The 26,194-nt window shown below is 69.0% G+C and carries 28 protein-coding genes and 2 tRNA genes; 12 read left to right on the top strand and 18 right to left on the bottom strand.

The window, feature by feature from the left end:
* Positions 1–125: 125 nt before the first annotated feature.
* From M1L60_RS29220 to M1L60_RS29165, 12 genes are all read right to left on the bottom strand, one after another.
* Positions 126–695, bottom strand: a complete 570-nt coding sequence (locus M1L60_RS29220; protein WP_253240749.1) for a PIN domain-containing protein — start codon at positions 693–695, stop codon at positions 126–128.
* A 9-nt stretch (positions 696–704) separates the two neighbouring features.
* Complete coding sequence (locus tag M1L60_RS29215; protein ID WP_253240748.1) at positions 705–1,175, bottom strand: helix-turn-helix domain-containing protein; 471 nt, start codon at positions 1,173–1,175, stop codon at positions 705–707.
* A gap of 122 nt (positions 1,176–1,297) precedes the next feature.
* Positions 1,298–2,437, bottom strand: a complete 1,140-nt coding sequence (locus M1L60_RS29210) for a hypothetical protein (RefSeq protein ID WP_253240747.1) — start codon at positions 2,435–2,437, stop codon at positions 1,298–1,300.
* Entirely contained in the window at positions 2,434–2,748 is a 315-nt protein-coding gene (locus tag M1L60_RS29205; RefSeq protein ID WP_253240746.1) for a hypothetical protein, read from the bottom strand. Before M1L60_RS29205 ends, M1L60_RS29210 begins: the two co-directional genes overlap by 4 nt.
* A 224-nt stretch (positions 2,749–2,972) precedes the next feature.
* On the bottom strand, positions 2,973–3,260 hold the full coding sequence (locus M1L60_RS29200) for a helix-turn-helix domain-containing protein (RefSeq protein WP_253240745.1): 288 nt from the start codon (positions 3,258–3,260) through the stop codon (positions 2,973–2,975).
* Positions 3,257–3,622, bottom strand: coding sequence for a type II toxin-antitoxin system RelE/ParE family toxin (locus M1L60_RS29195; RefSeq protein ID WP_256517337.1), 366 nt, complete (start codon positions 3,620–3,622; stop codon positions 3,257–3,259). The genes M1L60_RS29200 and M1L60_RS29195 overlap by 4 nt, the downstream gene beginning before the upstream one ends.
* Before the next feature lie 1,989 nt (positions 3,623–5,611).
* Positions 5,612–5,685: transfer RNA gene (locus M1L60_RS29190), tRNA-Ile, on the bottom strand.
* A 56-nt stretch (positions 5,686–5,741) separates the two neighbouring features.
* Entirely contained in the window at positions 5,742–7,004 is a 1,263-nt protein-coding gene (locus M1L60_RS29185; RefSeq protein ID WP_253240743.1) for an NAD(P)/FAD-dependent oxidoreductase, read from the bottom strand.
* Between the two features lie 187 nt (positions 7,005–7,191).
* Positions 7,192–7,908, bottom strand: a complete 717-nt coding sequence (locus M1L60_RS29180) for a chitinase (RefSeq protein ID WP_253240742.1) — start codon at positions 7,906–7,908, stop codon at positions 7,192–7,194.
* Between the two features lie 2 nt (positions 7,909–7,910).
* Complete coding sequence (locus M1L60_RS29175; protein ID WP_253240741.1) at positions 7,911–8,426, bottom strand: lytic polysaccharide monooxygenase auxiliary activity family 9 protein; 516 nt, start codon at positions 8,424–8,426, stop codon at positions 7,911–7,913.
* A 46-nt stretch (positions 8,427–8,472) separates the two neighbouring features.
* Positions 8,473–9,660 carry a beta-1,3-glucanase family protein gene (locus M1L60_RS29170; RefSeq protein WP_253240740.1) on the bottom strand — a complete coding sequence of 396 codons (1,188 nt, stop codon included), beginning with the start codon at positions 9,658–9,660 and terminating at the stop codon, positions 8,473–8,475.
* 716 nt (positions 9,661–10,376) lie between these two features.
* A tRNA-Asn gene (locus tag M1L60_RS29165) sits at positions 10,377–10,449 on the bottom strand.
* 187 nt (positions 10,450–10,636) lie between these two features.
* On the opposite strand from M1L60_RS29165, the gene M1L60_RS29160 reads away from it, so the two are divergent.
* Entirely contained in the window at positions 10,637–10,942 is a 306-nt protein-coding gene (locus M1L60_RS29160; RefSeq protein ID WP_253240739.1) for a hypothetical protein, read from the top strand.
* A 72-nt stretch (positions 10,943–11,014) separates the two neighbouring features.
* Here M1L60_RS29160 and M1L60_RS29155 read toward each other — a convergent pair whose 3' ends face one another.
* The 3 genes from M1L60_RS29155 to M1L60_RS29145 all read right to left on the bottom strand — a co-directional run bounded on the left by M1L60_RS29155 (position 11,015) and on the right by M1L60_RS29145 (position 14,156).
* On the bottom strand, positions 11,015–12,019 hold the full coding sequence (locus tag M1L60_RS29155) for a sugar phosphate isomerase/epimerase family protein (protein ID WP_253240738.1): 1,005 nt from the start codon (positions 12,017–12,019) through the stop codon (positions 11,015–11,017).
* A gap of 160 nt (positions 12,020–12,179) precedes the next feature.
* On the bottom strand, positions 12,180–13,094 hold the full coding sequence (locus tag M1L60_RS29150) for a sugar phosphate isomerase/epimerase family protein (RefSeq protein ID WP_253240737.1): 915 nt from the start codon (positions 13,092–13,094) through the stop codon (positions 12,180–12,182).
* 420 nt (positions 13,095–13,514) lie between these two features.
* A complete protein-coding gene (locus M1L60_RS29145) occupies positions 13,515–14,156 on the bottom strand; it encodes a response regulator (protein ID WP_253240736.1) in 642 nt (213 codons plus the stop codon).
* A 145-nt stretch (positions 14,157–14,301) separates the two neighbouring features.
* On the opposite strand from M1L60_RS29145, the gene M1L60_RS29140 reads away from it, so the two are divergent.
* From M1L60_RS29140 to M1L60_RS29125, 4 genes are all read left to right on the top strand, one after another.
* Complete coding sequence (locus M1L60_RS29140; RefSeq protein WP_253240905.1) at positions 14,302–15,897, top strand: GAF domain-containing sensor histidine kinase; 1,596 nt, start codon at positions 14,302–14,304, stop codon at positions 15,895–15,897.
* A 52-nt stretch (positions 15,898–15,949) separates the two neighbouring features.
* Positions 15,950–16,891, top strand: a complete 942-nt coding sequence (locus tag M1L60_RS29135; RefSeq protein ID WP_253240735.1) for an Acg family FMN-binding oxidoreductase — start codon at positions 15,950–15,952, stop codon at positions 16,889–16,891.
* 14 nt (positions 16,892–16,905) lie between these two features.
* Positions 16,906–17,862: an Acg family FMN-binding oxidoreductase gene (locus M1L60_RS29130; RefSeq protein WP_253240734.1), complete on the top strand. Its 957-nt coding sequence runs from the start codon at positions 16,906–16,908 to the stop codon at positions 17,860–17,862.
* An 84-nt stretch (positions 17,863–17,946) separates the two neighbouring features.
* Entirely contained in the window at positions 17,947–18,171 is a 225-nt protein-coding gene (locus tag M1L60_RS29125; protein WP_253240733.1) for a hypothetical protein, read from the top strand.
* Between the two features lie 37 nt (positions 18,172–18,208).
* Here the strand turns inward: M1L60_RS29125 and M1L60_RS29120 are convergent, their stop codons facing one another.
* Positions 18,209–19,009 carry a metallophosphoesterase family protein gene (locus M1L60_RS29120; RefSeq protein WP_253240732.1) on the bottom strand — a complete coding sequence of 267 codons (801 nt, stop codon included), beginning with the start codon at positions 19,007–19,009 and terminating at the stop codon, positions 18,209–18,211.
* Between the two features lie 372 nt (positions 19,010–19,381).
* Here M1L60_RS29120 and M1L60_RS29115 point away from each other — a divergent pair, with 372 nt between their 5' ends.
* The 7 genes from M1L60_RS29115 to M1L60_RS29085 all read left to right on the top strand — a co-directional run bounded on the left by M1L60_RS29115 (position 19,382) and on the right by M1L60_RS29085 (position 24,469).
* Positions 19,382–19,780 carry a hypothetical protein gene (locus M1L60_RS29115; RefSeq protein ID WP_253240731.1) on the top strand — a complete coding sequence of 133 codons (399 nt, stop codon included), beginning with the start codon at positions 19,382–19,384 and terminating at the stop codon, positions 19,778–19,780.
* Between the two features lie 5 nt (positions 19,781–19,785).
* On the top strand, positions 19,786–20,118 hold the full coding sequence (locus M1L60_RS29110; protein WP_253240730.1) for a hypothetical protein: 333 nt from the start codon (positions 19,786–19,788) through the stop codon (positions 20,116–20,118).
* Between the two features lie 109 nt (positions 20,119–20,227).
* On the top strand, positions 20,228–21,001 hold the full coding sequence (locus M1L60_RS29105; protein ID WP_253240729.1) for an SDR family NAD(P)-dependent oxidoreductase: 774 nt from the start codon (positions 20,228–20,230) through the stop codon (positions 20,999–21,001).
* Positions 21,001–21,960: a thiamine pyrophosphate-dependent dehydrogenase E1 component subunit alpha gene (locus M1L60_RS29100; RefSeq protein WP_253240728.1), complete on the top strand. Its 960-nt coding sequence runs from the start codon at positions 21,001–21,003 to the stop codon at positions 21,958–21,960. The genes M1L60_RS29105 and M1L60_RS29100 overlap by 1 nt, the downstream gene beginning before the upstream one ends.
* Positions 21,953–22,927: an alpha-ketoacid dehydrogenase subunit beta gene (locus M1L60_RS29095; protein WP_253240727.1), complete on the top strand. Its 975-nt coding sequence runs from the start codon at positions 21,953–21,955 to the stop codon at positions 22,925–22,927. Before M1L60_RS29100 ends, M1L60_RS29095 begins: the two co-directional genes overlap by 8 nt.
* Positions 22,928–23,398, top strand: coding sequence for a VOC family protein (locus M1L60_RS29090; RefSeq protein ID WP_253240726.1), 471 nt, complete (start codon positions 22,928–22,930; stop codon positions 23,396–23,398).
* A gap of 63 nt (positions 23,399–23,461) precedes the next feature.
* Positions 23,462–24,469, top strand: a complete 1,008-nt coding sequence (locus M1L60_RS29085; protein ID WP_253240725.1) for a LacI family DNA-binding transcriptional regulator — start codon at positions 23,462–23,464, stop codon at positions 24,467–24,469.
* On the opposite strand, the gene M1L60_RS29080 is transcribed toward M1L60_RS29085, so the two are convergent.
* The gene (locus tag M1L60_RS29080) at positions 24,433–24,717 is read right to left on the bottom strand and encodes a muconolactone Delta-isomerase family protein (RefSeq protein ID WP_253240724.1); all 285 of its coding nucleotides are present in this window, start codon (positions 24,715–24,717) and stop codon (positions 24,433–24,435) included. The genes M1L60_RS29085 and M1L60_RS29080 overlap by 37 nt on opposite strands.
* Before the next feature lie 232 nt (positions 24,718–24,949).
* Positions 24,950–26,140 (bottom strand): extracellular solute-binding protein, encoded by a 1,191-nt coding sequence (locus M1L60_RS29075; protein ID WP_253240723.1) that lies wholly within the window; start codon positions 26,138–26,140, stop codon positions 24,950–24,952.
* Positions 26,141–26,194: the final 54 nt, after the last annotated feature.

Here is a 26,194-nt window from a genome sequence, read left to right as displayed (position 1 = left end):
CCATGCGAACCGCCCGATCATCGTCACCGGCGCTCCATTACCGGGACGTTTGGCCATCTCAAGGGATATTTGGCCAGCCCGTTAGCCTGATTTGTACCCGCCCTCAGCAACCTCGGACCGCTGCGCTACCAAGCTGCCGGGGGACCAAGATGGCGTCGCACTTCAGCCGAAAATTTGGGCACGCCGGTGCGCTGCAGAAGGACGAGGACCTCCGGCACGGTGTTCGGCGCTCGCCGGTAGGACGCGGCTTGGTGACGAAGCACGTCCATGGTCAAGCCCGGGTAGAGATCGAGTTGATCGAGGAGGAAGTCGTCGGGGTGGATGGCTGCGATGTCATAGGGCTTGAGGGCAGGCTCGGGGAAATCGTTGAGGTTGAAGGTGACGATGACTTCGGCCTTGGCGCGCACGGCGGCAGCCAGAATATGCCGGTCCTTGGGATGGTTCGTCATACCGTCAATGAGTGACTCGTAGCCTGTGACCAGGGCGTCGGGGAATGACCGGCTCATCTGACCGAGCCGCCGATCGACCCGATCCGGCTGCAACCCACGGCCGATGAGGTTGCGCCGCAGTTCGGCGAAGACGTCGGCCGACCAGAGCGGCCGGTACGCGGAGGCTTCGGCGAGGCGAAGCAGCGTGTCACAGAGGTAGGCCGGGTAGAGCACGCAGGTGTCAAGGAACGCGGGGAACGCCACCATGACTGGCTGTCACCTCGACGGCGGGGAATCGAGGGTGATCTCGTACAGGTCGTCGTCCTCGGCGTCGGCGGCCATCTGGTCCAGGGCGCGGCGGCGTTCGGTGCGGGTGCGTTCGGAGTAGTCGAGGATGTCACGCAGCAGAACTCGCCGGTGCCGGCCGCGCAGGCTGTGCGGGATCTCGCCGTCGGTGAGCAGGCGGACCAGCGTAGGTCGTGAGATGTTGAGCAGGTCAGCGGCTTCCTGGGTGGTCAGCATCGTGTTGTGCGGGGCGATCGAGATGGCCATGCCCTGGGACAGGGCGCCGACGACGTCGCGCAGCAGCTCGTAGAGTTCGGCCGGGATGTCGAGCTGCGAACCGTCCGGGCCCACCAGTTTCGCTGGCGCCGGGGCCTCGGCATCGGCCAGACCCCGAGCGAAGCGCACCAGCTCAGCGGGGTTTTCCGGCGGCAGAACGGTCCGTTCACGCAGGGTGCTCGACATGAAGCCAGCATACCGCTATTCGAAAAATCCGAAAGCCGCTACGGCTTGGCGCAGCCCAGCGCCCGATAGCCGGGCATACGGCTGCCGATGACCAGGACGACCTCGCTACCCTGGCAGCTGAATCAGCCAAGCCGGGCCCGGTCGAAACGGTCGATCAGGCTCGGCTTACGCGCATGACGCCCCCGCAGCCGCGCCATCTGCTCCGCGAACTCGAAGATCTCACCCTCCCGTACCGCCAGCGCCTGAAGATCCAAAAGCAGGGTCACCGCCGTGTCGTAGTCCTTCGGACGTTTGGCCGCGATCAACTCGTCCACCTGGTTCCACGTGCGGACCGGGTTCCGCGCCAACTCGTCCAAGCGCAGCTCGCGAGCCGCAGCGGCCGCTTCCGCACGACGCTGACGCTCGGCCGCCTCTCGCTCCCGCTTCTGCAGCTGCCGCACAGACCAACGTTCCTCAGCAGCGGCGAGCAATTCCCCAGCGGTCCGTCCTTCTCCGGCAGGCGATTCCTCCGTCACGCCATGAAACCGCCGCAGCAACTCCGACCGCAGCAACCCGGCCTCACCACGCAACACCCGCAGCAACACCTCGTCCTTGTCCGCCGCCGGCAGGGACTTGACCCACCGGCGCGAGTCGGCGACGGAAGGCTCCTTCTCATTCAACGGCCGGCTCGCCGCCGACGCCGCGGCCAGCAGATCGGGATCCAGGCGAAGGAAGTCGGCCAAGGCCCGCAACGGCCCGCTCAGCTTCGCCAGCCCGGCCGGGACCGGTGGCTCCGGCTCTTCATCATTCAACTCACGGTTCTGCACACACAGCAGCCAAGCCAGATACAGCAGCCGTCGATCACCGCCGGCCAACTCCGCCCGGACCGGCACTATCGCCGCGAGCCGTCCTTCCTCGTCCCACCATTCTTCGTCGCCGCCCTCGTCCTCACTACGAAAATCGAGGATCACATGGGTACGGGTCGCCCAGGATACGGCCGAGTCGCCGACACAGAACCCCTCCACCGCTTCCGGGTCCAACACCGCTCGGGGCAGTCTCAGCATGATCCGCCGCGTGCCCCAGTTCGCCAGATACAGATGCGCGTCGAAGTACCGCTCCATCCACTTAGCCGGATCAGCCTTGAGATCGCCCCACTGGTAGTCGTTGACGAAACTCGACGACGTGATCCGCCCCCGCGACGACACCACCCGCAACTCGCCCTGCTGCTTCGCCGTCAAAGCCTCGTCAAGCGCCACGAACTCGTAGTACTGGTACTCACTCACTGCGCGCCCACCCACCACCGGTACGCCTCAATCCACTGCGCACCATCCGGCGCTGGATCCGGCAACGGCAGATCCAGAATCCCGATCGCCTGCCGCAGCCGGCCACGATGACAGATCGCCACGATCCCCGACGAACGCAGATCCACCTTCCGGACCACCACCGGCACGCCGAGAACCTCGGTCTCGAACGGCACCGCCAGATCGCCCTCAATCATGGCGAACAGGCCACTGAGCTGCTCATGCTCGTCGTAGCAATCCACAACCGCCTCGGCGACCAAGGAATCGATCTCGGTATCACTGAGCGAAGACACCCGCGCAGGATAGAGAACCGCCTCCGGCGCTTCGCCAGCAGCCGACGACAGCGAACCACCGAGCTGCGGTTCACATACAAGATCTACGTGGGCCGAACGTTGCACCATGCGAACCGGACTATGGTCGTTCCCGGCATCCCGATGCCAGGACATTTGGCCAGGTCATAGACCCGCCGCGAGGCACGCTGAGTGCCGCTGCGGCAGCATCGACAGGTTGCCGTGGTTCAAGCGGCCTCGAAACCCACCCGGAGTCGCACGTCCAATGCCGTCGCCAGCCGTTCCAGCACCGACAACGTAGGAACCGTTCCGCCGGCCTCGAACCGAGCGACCGCGGACTGCGTCATCCCCGATGCCTTCGCCAGCTGCGTTTGGCTCCAGCCTCGGCGCTCACGAAGTTCTCGAACAGAACGGCCGAGTTCAAAGGCCAGGCGCGCAGCGTCGTACGCCTCTGCGGCACCCAGCTCGGCCATCCGCCGTTCGCGCATCGCGGCCCAGCCACCACTCTCGCTCATGACCCAGCCTCCTCATCCTCGACCTTGTGCGCCTCGTCGACACACCGCGCCAACGCCCGGCGCGCCCGTTCGATCTCCCGCTCGTCCCGCATGCGCGTCTTGTGGAAGACCGTCAACAGAATGATCCTTCGGTCAGTCGCCATCCAGTAAGTGATTCGGACTGACCGCCGTTCCAGGTGAAAGCGCAGCTCGCGCAGCTTCCGATCGAGCTGCTTCGTGTACGGCTCACCCAGCAGTGGACCTTGCTCAGCGAGCAGATCGACGTAGAACGCGGCGTGAGCGAACTGAGTGGTCGGCAAACTCTCCAGCCACTTCTCCGCCGTCCGCCGGCAAGGGGCAAGCCGAGCTGCGCTCGGTCGCAAGCGACCCCTTGCCGGCGCAGCATGACGAAGCCTGCCCGCGCGAGGAGATCACCGCCTTTAGGCAGAAGAAGCACATCGTCGGCTATGCCCGCCCATCAAGAGCGGGACGCCAAGCGGCAGCGACGCTCTGTGCATGCCGAAGGGGCTTGTTGGCTGTCGATGACCGCAGCACGTCAAGCCGTCAAGGCTGATCATGTCAGGGTTTCGGTGTTTCTAGTTGGGTCAGCTGGACCTATTAGTTGGCGGGAGCTAGCGACCAACACCCGACACACGAACGTAGATGCCACGTGCCTAGAGGTAGCCTCTACGTGTTCACGCTCCGCAATTCGCTCGCGCAGCGCCTACAGAATGATGGGCCCCGCCGACTGCGATCAGCGGGGCCCAGAGCCCAGGTCCGTCCGGATGCATCAGATCGAAGCCTCAGGGCTGTCACCGCAGGTCAGAGCCGACTTAGCCAGCTTGACTGCGTAGGACGAATCTAGCACAGAGTTCTAACCGAAAATATCCCGGGGACCATAAACGCCGTCCCGCAGGTACGACATTTACTGAAACGGTAAGGCTGATAGCGACCGCACTGTCGGGTGGAGTTTGTGAACCAATGAATGCCTCGCCAATAGCTTTTGACGTGCCAGACGGCCGCAAAGTAGGCGAGTAGCCGCTTAATCCCGGCGCGAGCCAGCGCGCATACCGCACCCCCAACAAGGGAACTACTTCCACCCGGTTTCTAATCGAGGGTATGACCTGCGCGCGGAATGCGATGTCGCCTTACTGGTACCGTGCTTGCGGGCGGCTAACCGATCTTCCTGCAGACGCTCGTAGACACCTGTAGACACGTCTACCAGCCGCGACGGCTGCTTAAAGCAACCAGGGAACGCCAACCAATCGCACGATCAACTTCGATCGAGGCATACGCACGGATGCAGCGCCTAGGCGCTGTTGACCGCATGACCATCATGCAGTCAACGTCGCACAGTGTGCGCGCCCTGCTCGATTCTCACCGCTACCCCACCCCCATTTGGAATGCAACTTCGCCCGCGTCCCGGTCTCCGTTGGCGCCGGTGCCATAGAACTCGTCCCCGAAGCGGCTGAGTTTGCAGCGGAAACGCGCGCTGGCGAAGGCCCTTCGTCAGTTCTTGAGCCCGATCAGGTATTGTCACTCGCGGCTCTCATGTGGATGCCCGCCAGCTTCAATCAGGGGTGGACTGCGACCCCCCCCCTGCCCGCTTCCGGTTGCTTCCACACGAGAGCTACTAAAGGTCCGTCCGGATGCAAATCGGACAAACTGCCTAGAAAGGGCAAGAAATGAATTTCGCTATCTCGCTCCGGCTCAATCAAGCTGTGGCGATCCGCATCATCATCGTCGTGGCGATCCTGATTGGCGCAGGTGCCACGGCGCCCTACTACATGTAAGCCTGCAGTAACGCGCCCCACTGACCTGACTAAGTCGGTGGGGCGCGGTGGGACCGTCTTGCTCAGCTGTCAGCGAGGCGTCTCGCCGGTGTAGCAGGATCGAGCGCCTGAAGTAGGGCGTCCGCAGCGGCCAGCTGCCGATCAATCTGCTGATGATCCCAGTAGGCGACGCGAAGACCGACGGTCAGACGCGCCGCGCGGGGATGGTCTCGACCAGGTCGTGGCGCCGGCCCGTCAACGGGTCAGTGCCCCCGTAAACGCGGACCCTCAGGGCGCCGCTCGGGAGTGCATCGATCGATCCTCGCTGTCGCTGGCGAGGGCGTGCCGCTCGCGTCATAACCCGCACGCTAACAGCGCTTGTGCCACGCCCCGTGTCACGAACGGGCTCTTCGAGCGATTGGATCGAGCGAAGTTCCTGGTGGGCCGAACGGGACTCGAACCGCGACCGGAAGCGACCCATGGAGTACCAGCCCGAACCGGCGACAGCCGGGGGCGAAATCGCGACGCAGCGCGACCGGCCCTCCGAGCGCCCCCACCGTAACGTGGGGTTTCCGGGGGTCGCCCCCGGAGCAGGAATAGTGGGGCGGGCGGGACTCGAACCCGCGACCGAGGGATTATGAGTCCCCTGCTCTAACCCACTGAGCTACCGCCCCTTACCGGCGGCGATAGTAACCCGTGCCGCATACCCACAGCCAGCGATCTCCCCGAGTCAGACGCTGACCCGCGTGCCCAGCCAGGACAGTACCGCCCCGGCCGTGCGCCATCCGCCGGCCAGCGCGCCCTGGATGGACGGGCTGTCGCGGTGGTCGCCGGCCACGAACAGGCCCTCGCCGAGGTCGACCGGCTTGCGCAGCTGGGCCTGGGGGACGCGGGCCGCGGGCAGGGCTTCGGGGATGTTCACGACCTCGAGCAGGTCCCAGTCGTCGGTGGGCACTCCGTACAGGCGGGACAATTCGACCCGGATGACCGTCTCGGAGGCCGAGCTGGGGGCGGAGACGCCGACGACCGAGGCGGCGATCAAGGACTTGCCGGTCGGCGCGTATTCGGGCGCGGCGTTGCTGACGACGACCGTGTTGGCGATGATTTCGCGGCGGTCGCCGTCGAGGATCAGGGTGGGTTCGTCGATGGGGGCCCGGTCGGCGCCGAAATAGAACGTGGTCAGGCCGTGCATGTCGACCTTCGGCAGCTGGGGCAGCAGTTCCGACGCGGTGGACGGGTCGGTGGCCACGATGACGGCCCGGCAGTGCAGTTCGCCGGCCTCGGTGACCACGACCCGGGGCGTGACCTCGAGCGTGCGGGCCCCGATGAGCAGCTGCGGGTACGGCAGCGGGCCGGCGATCGCCGCGGGCAGGGCCGCCATGCCGGCCGCGGGCACACCTATCTTTCCTCGGGCGAACGAGCGCAGCACCATCGCGAGCACATGGCTGGAGGTCTCGAGGGAGCGGTCGCCGAACACCCCGGAGAAGAACGGCCGCAGCACCTCTTCGATCATGCGGTGGGACAGGCCGGCCTTGCGCAGCATCTCTTGCGCCGTCATCTCTCGCGCGTCGAGCAGTTTGGCCGCGGGCACGGTCGCGCATCGGGTGGCCAGCGCCGCGAACTTGAGGCGGTCGCTGAGAGTGCCCACCCCGGCGTTCAGGGTCTGCGCGGCCGACATCGGTTCGCGCAGCGGGTTCTCGAGCCGGTGCAGTTCGCCGCCGCGGCGCACGAGCACCCCGGACGTGAAGTAGCGCATGTCGAGCGCGTCCACGTCGACCAGGGCCGGCACCCGCGGGTAGGCCGTGTTGAGCACCTGGAAGCCGCGGTCGAAGTGCCAGCCGTCGACGACGTCGGTGGCGACCCGGCCGCCGATCCGGTCGGAGGCCTCGACGAGCAGCCATTCCACCCCGGCGCGGTCGAGCCGGCGGGCAGCGGACAGTCCGGCGAGACCGCCGCCGACGATGACGACGTCCACCTCAACAGGTTGCGACACGTGCACCTCACAAGGGGACGAACCAGGCAGCCCCAAGACTAACCGCGGTGGGTGGTTGCGGCAGGGGAAAGACCAATGACGTACGCGGCGTAGGCGCCCGACACGTCCGGCCGTAGCACCCACTGCGGGTCTCGGGCGCCGAAAAGCCCCCGACCAGCGGTTCCCCGCCGGTCGAGGGCTCACCCGGTCAGCAGGAGAGGTTGCCGCCCGGGTCCACGCCGAGGATCTGCGCGAACCGCTGGTACGCGTCGATCCGGCTCTGCACCTGGGCCGGGTTGCCGCCGTTGCACTCGAGCGCCCCGTTGATGCTGCGGATCGTCTCACCGAAGCCGGCCCCGCCGACGATCGCCGCGTGCGGGGTCATCGAGCCCGGCCCGGTCTGGGTCATCCAGTACCAGAGGCCGGTCTGCCAGGCCACCGACGCGTCGTTCTTGACCTGGTCCGGGTTGTTGAGCAGGTCGAGGCCGAGCGCGTCACCGGCCGCCTTGTAGTTGAAGTTCCAGCTCAGCTGGATCGGACCGCGCCCGTGGTACGCGTCCTGACCGGCCGGGCAGCCGTACGGCTGGGAACCGTCACAGTAGAGCGGCCAGTTCGCCTGGTTCAGCTCCTCGACGTAGACCAGCCCGCCCGACTCGTGGTTGATGTTGGCCAGGAAGGCCGCGGCTTCCCGCTTCTGCACGTCCTCGCCACCGGCGCCGGTGAACTCGGGGAACTTGTTCATGGCGTCGACCAGTCCCGCGTACGAGTAGAACGGGATCCGGTTCGGGAACATCTGCTGGAACTGGGCCTCGGACACCGGCAGGGTCGCGGCCGAGGCGCCCGTGCTCGGCAGCAGGGCGGCCAGGCCGGCCGTGACCGCCACGGCCAGGGCTCCGGCCGCGGCCAGTAGACGATTGCGCTTCATGATCACGCTCCGATGTTCAGGTCGACGCAGGCGTAGAACGCCATGGCGGTGTCGGCTACGTTCCAGCGGGCCAGCACGGTCTGCGGTCCGGTGAAGCCCCGCATGTTCACGGTGTGGGTCTTGACGCCTTCGGGCTGGGCGCCGCCGTCGTCGAACGACGCCAGCAGCGTGTCGCCGATGAAGTACTCCCACGTGGTGGTCGAGTGCCGGGCCGTGAGCACCCAGTCGAACGTCACCGACTGCCCGGCCGTGGCCCGGGGCCAGGCCTTGCTGTTGTCGTTGAGCTCGGCGAACCGGGCGCCGCCGCCGTTGCACTCCTTCGAGCCCTTGGCCGCCTCGACGCTCTGCGGCTCGTACTGGACGTCCCCGCACCCGCTGACCGCGCCGGCGGCACAGTTGGCCTGGCGGCTGGGCGGGGAGGAGATGTAGCCGTGGGCCGAGGCGGGGGAAACGCCGACGGTAAGAGCGGCCACGGTGGCGCTGACAGTCAGCGTCGGCAGAACAAATGCACGTTTCATGGGAACTCCTTCGCTCTGAAGACTCCGAAAGAACCGGAGCGGGGGCTCAGTTGAAGGGCGAGAGGGTGATGCCGATCGACGTCGGGTCGCCGCTGTGCACCAGCGACTCCTGGTTGGCGACGTCGTCGAAGGCGAACGCGTACGCCTTGCCGTCGACCATGTTCTCGTGGATCAACTTGCCGTACAGGTTGGCCGGGCTGTTCTGATAGAACGTGCCCGGGTCGGTGCTGGGCTCGACATCCTGGGTGCCGAGGGTGCCGCGGAACAGCGCCGCGCACAGGCTGCGCGCGATCGGCCCGACGACCAGGTCGTTCGGGGCGCCCAGGTTGCCGTCGCAGCCCCACACGTTCGACGAGGTGGGCTTGGTGAAGCTGGCCACCTGCGCCCCGGTCGAGTCGGTGAAGTTCATGACGTCACCACTCGTACGGCCGGTGAAGATCTTGTCCGGCTGCTCGGCGAACGGCTTGACCGTCAGGTCCTTGCCCGCGTACGCCGCCCAGGCCTGGTCGATGTAGCCGCCCAGGTAGTCCGGGTCGAAGCCGCCGGCGTCGGCACCCTTGCCCGGGGAGAGCACCCGCAGCACGGTTCCGTCGCCCCGGGTCTGCACGAGCTTGGCGAACTCGGGGTCGGCCTTCATCCCGTCGACGACGGCGTTGTGGCCGCCCGGCTTGAGCTCGCCGGTCTTCAGGTTCCGGCCGTCCGAGCCGGTCACGTCGACCGAGTGCGGCACGGCGAACATGTCCACCTGCGAACTGTTCAGCCACACCCCGGAGTCGTTGTAGGTGAACTCGCTCCAGTCGAACAGGACGTCGCGGCTCGGGTCGCCGCCGGCCCAGGGCGCCGGCTGCACGAGGCCTCCGGTCTCCGAGACACGGAAGTCCAGCTTGTCGCCGAACGCCATGTACATGCGCCCGGACAGGCCCTTGGGGACCTGGAGGGTCTTGCTGGCGCCGTCGGCCGGGCCGGCGATCGACACGTCGGGCGCGGGCACGGGCGGACTGCCGCCGGCCGGCCAGGCGGTGAACGTGCCGCCCTCGTTGACGTAGCCGAGCTTGCCGCCCGACTCGCCGAGCACGTACAGGTGCACCGCCTCGCTCCGACCGGAATCGTTGGTGACGGTCAGCGGCAGCAGCTCCGGTCCGGCCGCGTTGGCATTCGGCACCACAGCGATGACACCGGCCGCGGCAACGGCGGCCACGGTGGCGGCGAGCAGGGTTTTGCGCTTGAGACGCATAGGCACTCCACGGTCCGGCCCCCGGTTCGACGCGGGCCCGGCAGGCCGGAGGGGATCCCGCGTCGGCCGAACGCTTCGGGGGCGGACAGGGAAGGGGGCTGCGTCCGGCCGTAACGCTCCGTCACAAACGAGAGCGCTCTCACACCCTCACCCCGCCACTCACACCATGTCAATCGATGACGACCACTCCGTAGCACACGCCCCTGAACACCCCGAACAGCACCCGTTTACGCAGCTCAGAGCCCCATCGAGAACTTTCTGCAAGGAATGTGTCCAGAAGGGCAACACCCCCCGAGATCCGGGCAAGGCACCGCAGGATCACGCAGCGCTGCCACACAGCACAGAAGAGCCAACTCCGGCCCCCGCCCCCCACACCTAGCCCGTACAAAAGCCACCTCAAGCGCCCCCCACCGCAACCGGTCATCGCAACCGGACGCACCGCGGGGATTTCAGCCAGCGCAAGCGACGCCCACCGCAACCAACCCACCCGGCCGCGACGCAAAGCGAGCAGGGGTCTTCGGCCAGCGCAAGCGACGCCCACCGCAACCAACCCATCCGGCCGCGACGCGAAGCGAGCAGGGGTTTTCGGCCAGCGCAAGCGACGCCGAGCGCAAGCGACCGTAACGTGGGGTTTCAGGGGGCTCGGCCCCCTGAGCAGACATGCGACAAAGGCCCCCGGTTCGCGCGTTCCGCGAACAGAGGGCCCCGCCGACTCGCTCCCCCGATTGGACTCGAACCAATAACCTGCCGGTTAACAGCCGGCTGCTCTGCCAATTGAGCTACAGGGGATCGTGCTGACACCGTGGCTTTCTCGGTGCCGGAGAACAGAGTACATGACCGGGGCCGTGGGGCGCGAAGGGGTTCCCCGCCACGCCGTCGTGCCCGTCAAACGCAGGACGCAGGTATACGAAAGCGGCAGCATGGGTATGCACCGAGCAACGACGCACGCGCGTCACGAACGGAAGGAGCCGCCATCATGCGCGGAAAGCTGATGTTCATCACCGGTCTCGCGGCGGGCTTCGTCCTGGGCAGTCGTGCCGGCCGGGAGAAGTACGAAGAGATCCGGTCGAACGCCAAGAAGGTGTGGGAGCACCCGTCGGTCCAGGAGGCCGCCGGTGTCGCCCAGGCGCAGGCCAACAAGCTCTACAGCGAGAGCAAGGACAAGATCCAGGCTTCGAAGCTGGGCGAGAAGCTGCACACGACGTCCTCGACGTCGAGCACGAGCAGCGACTCGGACCTGACGCAGCCGCTGGCTTCGTCGAACGGCAAGCCCGCGGTCTGATCGGCATAACACAGACCGGCACCACCAAGGCTCTGCGGCCGCCCTCAGCGTCGAGGGCGGCCGCAGCCGTGTCTAGGACCGGGAGAAGGCCGCGTCGAACGCCGCCGTCGGGGCGTCGAAGGCCAGCCGCTTGACGAACTGCAGCGCTTCGGGCGCGCCGACGAGGCGGTCCATGCCGGCGTCCTCCCACTCGATCGAGAGCGGGCCGTCGTAGCCGATCGCGTTGAGCGCGCGGAAGCAGTCCTCCCACGGCACGTCGCCGTGGCCGGTGGAGACGAAGTCCCAGCCGCGCCGCAGGTCGGCCCACGGCAGGTGGGAGCTCATCCGGCCGCGCCGCCCGTCGCCCGTGCGCACCTTGGCGTCCTTGCAGTCGACGTGGTAGATCCGGTCCTTGAACTCGAGGATGAAGTTGACCGGGTCGAGGTCCTGCCAGACGAAGTGCGACGGGTCCCAGTTGAGCCCGAAGGCCGGCCGGTCGCCGATCGCCTCGAGCGTGCGGCGGGTGGTCCAGTAGTCGTAGGCGATCTCGCTGGGGTGCACCTCGTGCGCGAACCGCACGCCGACCTCGTCGAACACGTCCAGGATCGGGTTCCAGCGGTCGGCGAAGTCCTGGTAGCCGCGCTCGATCATGGCCGGCGGGACGGGCGGGAACATGGCCACGGTGTGCCAGATCGACGAGCCGGTGAAGCCGACGACCGTCTTGACGCCCAGCTTGGCGGCAGCCCGGGCGGTGTCTTTCATGCGCTCGGCGGACCGCTGGCGTACGCCCTCGGCGTCCCCGTCGCCCCAGATGTCGGCGGGCAAGATGTCCTGGTGGCGCTCGTCGATCGGGTGGTCGCAGACGGCCTGCCCGACCAGGTGGTTGCTGATCGCGAACACCTCGAGGTTGTACTTGGCGAGTTGCGCGCGCTTGCGGTCGATGTAGTCGGGTTCGGCCAGGGCCCGGTCGACCTCGAAGTGATCACCCCAGCAGGCGATCTCGAGCCCGTCGTAACCCCACTCGGAGGCGAGCCGGCAGACCTCTTCGAAGGGCAGGTCGGCCCACTGGCCGGTGAAGAGCGTGATGGGTCGCGCCATGGTGTTTCTCCCTCGGAAATGAGCAGCTGGAGATTGGGCGGCGAGGGACGGCCGCCCGGTGGCACGACCGGTTTCGGGGTGTCACGACCGGCGGGGGTTGCGCCTCCCACGACCCGGACCACCCGTCCTCGGCAGTGCCACGACCGACTCTAGACGGATTTCAGCGCGCGGGGCAGGGCTCATTTTCCGGCGCGAGGCCGAGGGCGGCGAGTTCGGCCAACAGGTACGCCAGATCGCCCGCGATCTGCTCGACCGGCTGGCCCGGCGCCCGGCCGACCAGGGTGAGGTTCTCGGTGAGCGGACCCTGACCGCCGAACAGCCGGTCGAGTCCGGCCCGCCAGGCGCCAGTGGTCGACCCGGGCACCGCGGTCAGCCGCACCTCGACGATCGCCAGGCCGGCGTCGGTCACGGTGTCGATGCCGGCGGCCGGGTCGTCCCAGTGCTCGGCGACGTGGCCGAGGTCGAGGCTGACACCGAGCCTGTCCTTGTCGATGCGGCTGAGCGCGGCCACCGTCTGCTCGGGGCTGTCGAGCACGCACCCCGGGGCGGGCTGGAAGCCGACCCGGACGGCCCGGCCGTTCTGCCAGGCGAGGTCGGCCAGGCCGTGCGAGAGGCGGCGCAGGATGCCGGCGGCCGCCTTCTCCTGCGTCTCGCCCCAGCCCTCGCGGGCGCCGAGCCCGATGGTGCTGACGTTGCCGCGCACCGCGTCCTCGTCGAGCAGGTCGAGCAGGATGCGGGCGAGGTCGAGCGTGTACTCGCGGCGGGACGGCTCGGTCCAGGCGGGGGTCTCGCCGCCGCCCTCGCCGAAGGGCGCGCCGCTCAACGTGACGACTTCGAGCCGACGGGCGTCGAGTTCGGCACGAAGCCGGGTGCGGGCGCGGCTCTCTACGGCAAGGGCAGCGGCGAGCGGAGGGGGAAGCCAGAGGCACACGCCGAGGGCGTCGACGCCGAGCCGGGCGCGGACCGCGCCGTACGTGTCGAGCTGCGCGACGACAGCGGGTAGATTGCTGGCCGCCGCCGGAGTGATCTCACAGGAGAGGTGCACGATGCGGCCGGAGGGATGTCTCAGCCGCATCAGAGTCCTCCCCGGACAAGAGCACCGGCGCATCTGCACGTGCATCCGCACGTGCTCACTGATCCAGTATGGACCATGTGGTGGCTTGTGCTCGACGCGCGCGTGGCGGGCTTGCGCGTTGTCATGTCGTCTCCATCCGTGGAATCACCTGCCCACGGATACGAGAGTCATGCGTTCTCAGGATCAGCGGCGTACGCGACGTGCGACGCCGTGACCGGCCAGAACATGATCGAAGCAGCCTCCATCAATAGGCAAGGTTCGATCGTCACGGCCGTTGTGACCTGCCGGTAGAACTGGAAAGGGTGCGGCTGAATCGGTTCCACCACACCCCATCGATGTGCACCATGTGGCAATTCGGGCATGCACCAAACGATCACACGTGCGAATGTCACTGGATCTTGTCGCGTGCGTCCGCCCGACTCAGTGCGGGTGCTCGCCCAGCAGCCGGGTGGCGAGGACGGCGGCCTGCGTGCGGCGCTCCAGACCCAGCTTGGCCAGCATGCTCGAGACGTAGTTCTTGACCGTCTTCTCGGCCAGGAACATGCGGTTGGCGATCTCGCGGTTGGTCAGCCCCTCGGCCACGAACTCGAGGATCCGGCGCTCCTGGTCGGTGAGGGCGGCCAGCTCACGCGGCTGCTCGACCCCGTTGCGGATGCGCTCGAGCACCCGCTGGGTCACCGCTGGGTCGAGCAGCGACTGGCCCTGGGCGACCCGGCGCACCGCGTCGACCAGGTCGGTGCCCCGGATCTGCTTGAGCACGTAACCGGACGCGCCGGCCATGATCGCCGCGAACAGCGCCTCGTCATCCTCGTACGACGTGAGAATGAGACCCCGGATGGCCGAGTCGACGGCCCGGACGTCGCGGCACACGTCGATGCCGTTGCCGTCGGGCAGCCGGGCGTCGAGGATCGCCACGTCGGGTTTCAGGGCCGGGATGCGCCGGGCCGCCTCCTGCGCGGAACCGGACTCGCCCACGACCTCGATGTCACCACCGGCCTGGAGCAGGTCGACAAGGCCACGGCGGACGACCTCGTGGTCGTCGAGCAGGAAGACTCGGATCATTCGACCTTCCTATCGCGTACGTCAGGCCTGGCCCAAGGGTCTTAAGTCCTGGTCCCGTTAATCTTGGGTCGTGGCGGAGCAGAAGAAGCCCTCGCTCGGACTCGGTCCGCTCTCCCGGGTGCACCTCGACGAGTTGCTGCAGGAGATGCTCGACCGGGTCGGCGAGGTGATGACCAGCCGGGAACGCCTGCGCGCGCTGCTCGACGCGGTGGTCGGCATCGGCACCGACCTCGATCTGCGCAGCACGCTCCAGCGGATCGTCGAGTCGGGGTGCGCCCTGGTCGGCGCGAAATACGGGGCGCTCGGGGTGATCGGGGCCGATCGCACCGAGTTGTCCGATTTCATCACGCACGGCATCGGACCCGAGCTGCACGCCCGGATCGGCGACCTGCCGCACGGTCGCGGGGTGCTGGGGCTGCTCATCACCGACCCGCATCCGGTGCGGCTGCCCGACATCACCAAGCATCCCCATTCGTACGGGTTCCCGCCCAACCATCCCCCGATGCACAGCTTCCTGGGGGTGCCGGTCCGGATCCGCGATCACGTCTTCGGCAACCTCTATCTGGCCGAGAAGCAGGGCGCCGCCGAGTTCAGCGACGACGACGAGGAGATCGTGGTGGCGCTGGCCGCCGCGGCCGGCGTCGCCATCGACAACGCCCGGCTGTTCACGCTGGCCCAGCGGCGGGAGCGGTGGCTCGCGGCCACGGCCGAGATCACCGGGGTGCTGCTCGGGACGGTCCGGCGTACGGAAGCTCTGCAGTTGATCGCCCGCCGCGCGCGCGAGGTCTCGGCGGCCGATCTGGTGCTGGTGCTGCTGTTCGACGACGAGTCGTACACGATCGAGGTGGCCGACGGGGCCGACCCGGGATGCGCCGGCCTGAGCGGCGGCCGCATAGCCATGGACGACTTCGACCCCGGCGGCTACCGGGTGATCGACGACCTGCGCGCGGCGGCCGACTGGCCCGGTCCGGTGCCCGCCGGCCCGGCCGTGATCGCGCCCCTGACCGGCTCGGACACCCCGCACGGCCTGCTGATCGTCACCCAGGCGCCCGACCAGCCGGTCGACGACGAGGACGCGGTGCTGCTGTCGACGTTCGCCGGGCAGGCCGCCCTGGCCCTCGAACGGGCCCGTGCGCAGGAAGAGCGGGAGTTGCTGGCCGTCCTGGCCGATCGGGAGCGAATCGCCCGCGATCTGCACGACGTGGTCATCCAACGGCTGTTCGCCACCGGCATGCAGTTGCAGGGCGCCGCCTCGCAGACGTCGCGGGCCGAGACGGCCAAGCGGATCAACGCCACCGTCGACGACCTGGACGAGACGATCCGCGACATCCGGCGGTCGATCTTCGAGCTGCGGGCCCCGGTCGGGCCGTCGCTGCGGGCCGCGCTGCGCGAGACCGTCGAGGCCGCCGCGCTCGGGTTCCGCCCGACCCTCGACACCACCGGGCCGGTCGACAGCGCCATCCCCGACGACATCGTGCCGGAACTGCTCGCCGTGCTGCGCGAGGCCCTGTCGAACGTGGCCCGTCATGCGAACGCGACCGCCGTACGGGTCTCGGTGCATGCGGGGTCGGCCGTGAGCCTGCGGGTGGAGGACGACGGGGCCGGCATCCGGCCCGATGCGGCCCGGGGCGGCCTGCTCAACATGGCCGAACGGGCCCACGACCTCGGCGGATCCTTCACGGTCGAGCCGGGCCCGGACGGTGGCACGGTGCTGACCTGGCGGGTGCCGATCTCCTCGTGAGACAGGACCTTCGGCCCTGAACACTTCACCGGCTCACGCGCACGCTTGAGGCATGACACCTCTCGAGCAGGCCGCCACCGCCGCGTTGCACGCCCCATCTGTCTTCAACACACAGCCCTGGCGCTGGGTGATCGACGGCGACACGATGGAGCTCCACGCCGACGACTCCCGCCGCCTCGAGACCACCGACCGGGACGGCCGGCTCCTCGCGCTGAGCTGCGGCGCCGCGCTGCACCACGCGCTCGTCACGCTGGCCGCGCTCGGCTGGTCCGCTTCGGTCACCCGGCTGCCCAGCCCGTCCGTGCTGGCCCGCATCCGGCTGGGCGCGCCCGTGCCGCCCCGTTTTGAAGATCTCGCGGACGCCATCTCCCGGCGCCGCACCGATCGCAGGCCGTTCGGAGCGCGTACGGTCTCGGACGAGGAACTGACGAAGCTGCGGCTGCTCGTCGAGAAGTCGGGGGCCTACCTGCACACCGTGCCCCGCGACCAGATCACCGCGCTCGCGATCTCGGCCGAACTGGCCGGTCACGCCGAGCTGAACGACCCCGAATACCGCGAAGAGCTCAAGAAATGGACCCACCGCCCGGCCGACTCGGGCGACGGCATCTCCGCGGCGACGGCGGTCGAGCCCGGCTTGCGCCGAGTTCCCGTACGGGACTACGTGCCCGACGAGCAGGCCGGCCTCACGGTCGGCAGCGCCCACGACGAGGGCGCCTCCTTCGTGATCCTTTTCGGTCGCGGCGACGCCCCCGTCCAGCTGCTGCAGGCCGGTGAGGCCCTGTCCGCGCTGCTGCTGCAGGCCACGGCCGACGGCCTGGCGACCGCCCCGCTGAGCGACGCCATCGAGGTCGAGTGGCCGCGCGTGCTCGTGCGGGGCCTGCTGGCCGACCTGGGCGAGCCCTACCTGGCCGTCCGCCTCGGCTACACGGCCGACCAGACCCCGCTGCCGCCCCGCCCGCGCCGCACCGCGGCCGACGTGATCGTCACCGCGTAAGGGGGTCGGGAGCGATGACCGGCTACCACAAGGAGGACCTGCTGCGCGCGGCCTCCGCCGGCATCCGCGCACCGTCCCTGCACAACACCCAGCCGTGGCTGTTCCGCGCCCGCGACGGCGCGATCGAGATCCTGGCCGACCCGGCCCGCCGCCTGACGGTCGCCGACCGAGCCGGCTGGGCGGTGCGCATCGCGTGCGGCGCCGCCATCTTCAACGCCCGGCTGGCCCTGGCCACGGCGGGCCGCCCAGCCGAGGTCACGCTGCGTCCCGACCGCGCCCAGCCCGACCTGATGGCCCGCCTGGCCCCCGCCCATCCGCGCCCGCCCACGTACGCGGAAAGGGACCTCTACGCGGCCATCCCCCGCCGCCACAGCCACCGAGCGCCGTTCTGGCCCGACCCGGTGCCGGCCGAGGCCCGCCGCCGCCTGATCGACGCGGCCCGCACCGAGAACGCGTGGCTCGACCTGCTGGTAGGGATGGTCCCCTTGGCGGGCTTCGCCGAGATAGCCCGAAGCGCCGACCGGGTGTTGCGCCGCGACACCAACTACCAGCTCGAGATGGCCGGCTGGACCCACGCCGACACGGCTCCCGACGGCGTGCCGGTGGCGGCCGGTGCCCCCGCCCCCGAACCGCAAGACCTGCTGCCACAAAGAGCATTCGCGGAACGACGCCGCGCCCCCGGCCGCGACTACGAGCCGGAACCGCTGGTCGCGGTCCTGGGCTCAGCAGGCGACCGCCCCGCCGACCAACTGACGGCCGGCCAGGCCCTGCAGAGGGTCCTGCTCACCGTGACCGACGCCGGCCTGGCCGCTTCGATGATCTCCCAGCCCATCGAGGTCCCCGCCGCCCGGGAGCAGCTGCGCCGCTCCCTGAGCCGTTCCGGCTACCCCCAGCTGGCCCTACGCATCGGCTACGGCCACCCCGGCCCCTCCTCCCCCCGCCGCCCGGTAACCGACGTCCTGCTCAGCTGAGATCGTCTTCGGCAACTCAAAGGCGTCCCGGCGCGAACTGGCAGACTCGGGTGCCTGCTCGAAGCTGCGGAGGAAGCCATGGGCATGACGGTGGCCGGACGCAAAATCGTCGAGTCGGAGGACGAGGTGCGGTACGAGTTCGGCCTCGACCGTCAGTTCGACCGCGTCCTGACGATCGACAAGCACACTTGGCATGTGTCCGCCGAAGACGGCCAGTTCGATTCGGCTGCGGGCGCCATAGCCTCGAAGGTCAAACGCTCGTGGCAGGAACGGGGCGAGTTTCCCCCGGGCGTCGTCTTCTCCAGCTGAGGCGACCTTACCTTCACTACACGCCCGCGCCCGCAGCTCAAGACGCGGCGACCAGGACGACCACACGGGTGTCCACGTTGATGATGTGGCCACTGCCGAGCAACGCCGTGGGGCGCGCCCAGTGCACGTGTCCGCAGATGGTAAGAGCCGGGGCGCGGCGCTCGATCAGAGCACGAAGAGAACCGTTGCCCCGTTGATCGACGTCCTCCCCGGCCGGGCCTTCGTGAAGGAGCAGGACGTCGGGCGACGGGTCGATGACAGCCTCCACTGCCGCGTGGAAGTCGTGATCCGCGCGCCTCAAAGGGCGTGCGGGATCTCCGATGACGCCACTGACGCCAGCCACCGTCAGGCCGTTGAATTCGCGGCGATCGCCATCGAGCAGGGCAACGTCCGGCCCGAGCGCCGCGACCTCCGAGGCGGTCACCTCGTCGTGATTGCCGGCCACGCCGAAGATCGCCGGGCAGCCCGCTGCAACAAACGCCAGCCACACATCCGTCACGGGACCGGACGCGCCCCGGCGATCGGCCTCCGGAGCCGAATACAGATCGCCGGCCAGAAGGACGCCAACCTGATCCGGCGACGGCAGCAGCCCGTCCTCTGCCCAGACTTCCAGGTAGTCGGCCACCGCGATGCCGAGCAGGCCGGACCGCCCACCGAGCGGTGACGGCGCGACACCTTGCAGATCACCAGCCGCCAGAACAGCCCGGCACCCGTCAGGGAGCGAGTCGACCAGCAGCCGATCGACTCCGAGCTGGACGCTCTCGGTTCCCCCGCCCCGAGCAGCCGCCTGGTACGAGATCGTCGCCAACCGCCGCGGCCGATCGTCGAGCAGCCGCATCACCGCTCAGTCCATCTCTTGACCGCGCAGGACGGCCCGAGTGCGGCAGTGCTGACATGCATTCCGTCCCGCCAATCTGTGTACGCCACTGACAACGTGGATTGCTGGTCGAAGACCATCATGGACTCTGGTTGTTAGCTTCGCGGCTGTGGACAGCTCGGCGGGACGGAGAGCGACGTGACTGGCCGCGGCCGAAGTTCCCACGGTCCAGACGCCGAGGCCGGGGGTAGCCCACCTGCCCGCCCGGGTCGCGAGACGCCGCCGCCCGGCGCACGAGCCGCTGGCAACGTAGCCCGGGCCCAGGACGCAGTGGCCGACGTGGCACATACAGGACGAGCCGGAACAAGCAGTACGCGGCGTGACACTCGGGCAGTGGAGGACGGTCTGCGCCGAGAGGGCGACGGCATCGTCCGTAATGGTGACAAGGTCTTGATGAGCAGGGACAACGTCCTGGCGATCGCGGACAAGTACGGGATCGACATGGACGGCGTCAGATTTTCACTGGACAAGGTTCGTCGCGGGTCGGGGCCAGGTCGAGAATTTTTCGGGGTGACGATGCCCGACGGCGAGATCAAGCTTGCTCGCGACGCGTTCATGAATGAAGAGCAGCTCGCTCGCACCATCGCCCACGAACGCTTCCACCTTGACGAGCTTCGCGACGGCAGAGAGTTCCCGTGGAAGGAGTCTGCCCGCGCTGCCTACGAAAGCCGCGCGTATGCGTATGAGGAACGATGGTGGCAGGCGCACAAGCACCTGATTGAGGCGGAGTAGATCGCATGGTCGAGATGACGGATTCCCAGCGGACCTGGGAGGCGTGGTTCGACGCCTTCACGAGGATCCGAGACGCTTGGCCCGCACCCGCGGACGTGGCCTGCCCGGACGGGGACGGCGGGGGTCTCCACATCACCTACACCGGGAGTGCCGAAAGCAGGATCGGCTTCGCGACGCTCTGGTGCGATGTGGGTCGCAACGGCATCTTCCTTTCCCGAGTCGGCATTCCCGAGGGCGCCGACATGCTCACCTTCGACGCCACACCGGAAGAACGTGCCGCCGCCATTCCGGACATCAGGCTTATACCGACCGATCCCTACACCCCGGACGAGGACTGACGGCGACGGTACAAGCGCGCTGCCGGCCGCGTTGACGGCTTCTCTTGACGGGTCTTGAGTCGGCGGCATACTGTCGGTCAAACGATTGAACGAGCTTGGGGTGGCGCGCATGCGGATCGACCTGGATGGCCGGGCGGCGCTCGTCACCGGGGGTGGTGGCGGGCTCGGGCGGGCCGTCGCGGCGGCGCTCGGGCGGGCCGGGGCGACCGTGGTGATCGCTGATCTGCCCGGTGAGCGGCTCGACAAGGCCGCGGCCGAGCTGGGTGGGGTGCCGGCCATCGGGGCCGATCTCTCCGATCCCGAGACCTGCCGGGCGATCGTGGGCACGGCCGCCGAGCGGGCCGGGCGTGAGCTCAGCATCCTGGTCAACGCCGTGGGCGTCATGCGCACCCGGCCGCCGGCCGAGATCACCGACGAGGAGTGGCGGCAGACGCTCGACGTCAACCTCACCGGAGTGTTCCACACGCTGCGGGCGGCCGCGGCGCGAATGAAAGAGACCGGTGGCGGCAGCATCGTGACGCTCAGCTCGGTCGCCGGGCGGTCGGGGCGGCCCAACGCGATGGACTACGCCGCCAGCAAGGCCGCCCTTCTTTCGCTCACCAAGAGCGCCGCCCTCGCCTACGGGCCCGAGGTGCGGGTCAACGCCGTGTGCCCGGGCGTCTTCCTCACCGACATGTGGTCGGGCATCCTCGCCGACCGCGACCGCGAGTTCGGCCCGGGCGCGGGACAGAAATACCTCGACGACGTCGCGGAACGCACCCCGCTGGCCCGCGCCGGCGATCCCGATGAGCTTGCCAACGCCGTCGCCTTCCTGGTCAGCGATCTCGCCTCGTTCGTCACGGGGCAGGCGCTGAACGTCGACGGCGGACTGGAGATGGACTGATGGAGGGCAACGTGAAGGACGAGCAACTGGCGGATCTCCTGAGCATGTGGCGCATCCGCGCGCTCGAGGAGACGATCCTCCAGCTGCGGCTGGACGGCGACGTGGTCGGTTCCGTCCACCTCGAGAACGGGCAGGAGGCCGTGGCCGTCGGGGCCTGCCGCACGCTGCGCCCGCAGGACGCGGTTTTCAGCACCTACCGCGGGCACGGCTGGGCCATGGCCCGCGGCGTGCCGGCCGAGAAGATCCTGGCCGAGCTGCTTTACCGGCGTACGGGTGTGAACGGCGGCCGCGGCGGGTCGGCGCATTTCTCCGCGCCGGAATACGGCTTCTACGGCGAGAACTCGATCGTCGGCGCGGGCGCGCCGATCGCGGTCGGGGCCGCGCTGGCGGCGAAGTTCGACGGCAGCGGGCGGGTCGCGCTCACCGTGTTCGGCGACGGCGCGATGAACCAGGGCGGCGTCTCCGAGGCGCTCAACATGGCCGCGGCCATGGACCTGCCGGTCGTGTTCATCTGCGAGAACAACAAATATTCCGAGCTCACGCCGATCAACGACATGGTCCGCAACCCCGACCTGTCGGCGCGGGCGCACGCCCTGGGCATTCCGGCCGTACGCATCGACGGCAACGACGCGGCCCAGGTGGCCACGGCCGTCGGGCTGGCCATCATGACGGCCGAGCACGGCCGCGGGCCGACCTTCATCGAGGCGTTCACGCGGCGGATCACCGGCCACTACATCGGCGACGCGCAGATGTACCGCCCGGCCGGCGAGCTCGAGGCCGACAAGAAGGTCGAACCGATCGTCCGGCTGAAGAATGCTCTGGCCGCTCAAGGCGTCGCCGCCTCGACGCTCGAGGCGGTCGAGCAACGGGCTCGCACCGAGATCGCCACCGCCGCCGAGCGCGCGCTGGCCGCACCCCTCACCGATCCGTCCACTGCCCGGGAGCACCTGTATGTCTGAGACGGCCAAGCTCACCTACGGCGGCGCGATCAACGCCGCGCTGGCGCGTTGCCTCGAGCAGATGCCTGAGACGTTGCTGTTCGGCGAGGACGTCGCCCTGCCCGGTGGGGTCCACGGCGTCACCCGGGGGCTGCGGAAAGCGTACGGGGAAAGGGTTTTCGACACGCCCATCTCCGAGACGGCGATGCTGGGCGCGGCGGTCGGCGCCTCGATGATGGGCCGGCGGCCGATCGTCGAGATCATGTGGGCCGACTTCATGCTGGTGGCGTTCGACCAGATCGTGAACCAGGCGGCCAACGTCCGCTACGTCTCCGAGGGACGGCTGAGCGCCCCGATGACGATCCGCACGCAGCAGGGCAACTCACCCGGCGCCTGCGCCCAGCATTCGCAGAACCTGGAGGCGCTGCTCCTGCACGTGCCGGGCATCCGGGTCGCCATGCCGTCGCAGGCCCAGGACGCGTACGACCTGACCCTGTCCGCCGTGGCCTGCGACGACCCGGTCGTGGTCATCGAGAACCGCACGCTGTACGCCGGGGCCAAGGCCGAGGTGCAGATCGGCGGGCCCATCGCGCCCATCGGCGGGCACCGGCTGCGCCGCGCGGGCGACGACGTCACGGTCGTCACCTGGGGTGCGATCACGTCGTCGGTCGAGGCCGCGGTGGATGCCACCGGGGTCAGCGCCGACGTCATCGAGGCGGTCTGGCTCAACCCGTTCGACACCGACGGGGTGCTGGCCAGCGTGCGCCGCACCGGCCGGCTGATGGTCGTGCACGAGGCCAACCTGACCGGTGGCTTCGGCGCCGAGGTGGTGGCCCGGGTCGTCGAGTCCGGGGTTTCGCTGAGCGCTCCCCCGATCCGGGTCGGCGCCCGCGACAGCCGCATCCCGGCCGCGGTGCAGCTGGCCAAGGCCATCCTGCCGCAGACCGACGACATCGCGGCCGCGCTGCGCAGTCTGGCGGCCCGGTAGATGCGCGGCGTCTGGCACTTCAGCTTCACGGTGGCCGACATCGACCGGTCGGTGGCGTTCTATCGCGACCTGCTGGGCTTCGAGCTCGTGCACCAGCAGGACCAGAACAACGACTACACCCGGCGCCTGGTCGGCTATCCCGACGCCGACCTGCGGATCGCGCAACTCCGCGTGCCCGGCCAGCCCCGCGGCGTCTCGACCCACGATCTGGAACTGGTCGAATACCGCGTGCCGCAGGGCGAGCCGTTCGGTCCGGGCCACCGGCACCGGCCCGGCGCCGCCCACCTGGCCATGTGCGTCGAGGACGCCCGGGCCGAGCACGCGCGGCTCGTGGCCGCCGGCGTCGAGTTCGTCAGTCCGCCGCAAGAAATCACCGCGGGCGTCAACAAGGGCGGATTCACCTGTTACTTCGTCGATCCGGACGACATCACGCTCGAACTTGTGCAGCCGCCGGTCCGCCGTGAGCCGTAGCATGCTGTGCACCGGCATGAGCCGAGCGGAAGGGTGGGGATGACGGGGCGACGCGGCACACGGGTGACACTCGTCGATGTCGCACGACTCGCGGGCGTCGACAAGGCGATCGTGTCCCGGGTCGTCAACGAGGACCCCAACCTGGTCATCCGGCCCGACACCCGCGAGCGCGTGGTCGAGGCGATCGCCAACCTGGGCTACCGGCCGAACTCGGCCGCCCGCAGCCTGCGCACGGCCAAGGCGGGCACGCTCGGGCTGGTCATCCCCGACTTCGCCAACCCGGTCTACGCCGAGATCATCACCGGCGCCGAGAGCGCGGCCCTGGCCCAGGGCCACGTGCTCGTCACCGGCTCGTCGACCGGCGACAACTCGAGCATGGACCGCTACCTCGACCTGCTCGGCCAGGGCCGGGTCGACGGGCTGATGCTGGCCAGCCCGACCACGCCGCGCGAGCAGCAGAAACTCGAAAGCCTCAACCTGCCCTGGATGATGGTGAACCGCCGTGACACCGGCGACCACCACCGGTTCGTCATCCTCAACGACGCCCAGGCGGCCAAGCTCGCGGTCGAACACCTGCTCGCGCTGGGACACGAAAAAATTGTCCACGTGGCCGGCCCGTTCGGCGCCGACACCGCTCGGCGACGGGCCACCGGCTACCGGCAGGCCATGAAACATGCGGGCCTCGACGTACGCGCGGAAAGCATCGCCCGTGGCGACTACACGCCGGGCGGCGGCGCCGACGCGATGGCCGAGCTGCTGCGCGGCGGCCTCGACGTCGCGACCGCGGTCTTCGTGGCCAACGTGGCCATGGCCGTCGGCGTGCTCGACACCCTGCGCCGCCGCGGCCTGCGCGTCCCCGAGGACGTGTCGGTCGTCGCCGTCCACGACCTGCCCCTCGCCGAGCATCTGGTGCCCGCGCTCACCACAGTGCGGATGCCCCTGCAACAACTGGGCGCCCGCGCCGTGGAACTGTTGCTGGCCAGCTCCCCCGAAGACGAAGTGGCCGAAGTGGTCGACACCGCCATCGAGCTGGTCTATCGAGAGTCGACGGCGCCCGTCTCCAACGGGTGAGAGGCCAGAGCCTCCACCCCCACGGTCATCCACCGCCACAACGGCAACGACCCCAACACGGCATGCAACTCGTCCGCATCAGCCACCGACCACACACCCACATTGGCCAGCCGCCCCGGCAGACGCCAGATGTGATCGATCGTGCCCGCCGCCACGAGTTCCCGACCCCGTCGCAGCTCCGCGGCCAGCAGCGCCGCGCGCTCCTCCTCCGGCATCCCGCTCGGCAGCGTCGTCTCAAGACGAACCAAGAACTTCATGCTTTTGTACGCGCTACGAGCGCATCGCGTCGGCCGTGCACCCGGCCAACAGCAACGCGGCCGCACCCCTTCGCCGCCACAGCGCTCACACCTTCAGGTCGGCCCTGCACCCGGTCGAGTACAGCACGACCGAAACCTCTCGCCACCACAGCGCCCACACCCCCGCGAAGGCCGTGCGACCGACCGAAAGCAGCCCGACCGAACCCTCTTGCCACCACAGCGCTCAGCTCTTTTGCTGGGTCAGGAGGGCGTTGAGGTTGGCGTGGGCTTTGTCGAGGGCGGTGCGGCCGGCAGCCTCTTCGACGACCTCGCGCATCATTTCGTTGAGTACGGCGGCGATCCGTGGCCAGCGCGGGTCGACCGGCACGGAGCGGGAATGCTGGTGGGCCTGCTCGAGCACGTCGTAGTACGGCGCCAGCGCGCGGACCCGCGGGTCGGCCCAGCTGTCGCGGCGGGTGGCCGAGCCGCCGGCCAGGGCGGTGCGCACGTCCATGTCGTGGGTGGTGAGCCGGCGGATCAGCTCGGCGCTGCGTTCGGGATCGCGGGCGCCGGCGGGGACGGTCAGCACCCAGTAGGCGTTCATCGTGACCGCGCCGGGCGCCGGCGCGCAGCCGACCCGGCCGTGAGTGGGTGAGGCGGGGTCGGCCGACATCGCGGCGAAACCGCACCAGTTGACCATCATGGCGGCCTCGCCGGCGGCGAAGTGGACGCCCGAGCTGACGCTGTCCCACGCCGCGGCGGCCGGGTCGACCACGCGGTCGACGTGCCACAGGCCGTGCAGGAAGTCGACGGCCTCACCGGCGGCGGCGCTGTCGAGGCCGGAGCGGCCGTCGGGGCCGATGAGCTCGCCGCCCCGGCTCCACAGGTGGGTCAAGAAGTCGTACACATTGTTGTGCTCGTCGGGATAACCGGCCAGCACCGTGCCCCTGAGGTCGGCCGTGGGGCGATCGAACCAGACGGCCTGGTCGCGGAACTGGGACCAGGCGGTGGGCGGCGCCAGCGGATAACCGAAGCGGTCGGCGAAGCCCCGCTGCTCTTTCTCGTCGCCGTACAGATCGGTGCGGTAGAGGAACAGCATGGGGCCGTCGTGATAGGCGATGCCGTAGTTGGCGCCGTCGGGACCCGTCTGGAGCTCGCGCAGCGCGGGGGCCCAGTCGTCAGGCGACGGGTGGGCGATCGGCAGGATCTTGCCGGACTGGATGAGCGCGGGCAGCCAGTCGGTGATCAGCATGAGGACGTCGGCCCGGCCGTCGGTGGCGAGCGTGCCCTCGACCACCTCACGCTGCAGATCCTCGATCTCGAGCAGCTGGTAGCCGGCGTCGACGGCTGGGAGCTGGGCCAGCTGATCAGTGAGGCTGCGCTCGAAACCGTCGAAGGCGCGGCCGAAGATTTCCAGCCGGTGACCGTTGCTCATGCCTGCCTCCGTCGGACTCGTTCAAACGATTGACTGAGTTTACATGGCGTGGTG

Origin of the sequence: Paractinoplanes aksuensis, assembly GCF_024137025.1 — a bacterium.
Taxonomy (GTDB): Bacteria; Actinomycetota; Actinomycetes; order Mycobacteriales; family Micromonosporaceae; genus Actinoplanes; species Actinoplanes aksuensis.
This window is presented reverse-complemented; position numbering and strand designations above follow the sequence as displayed.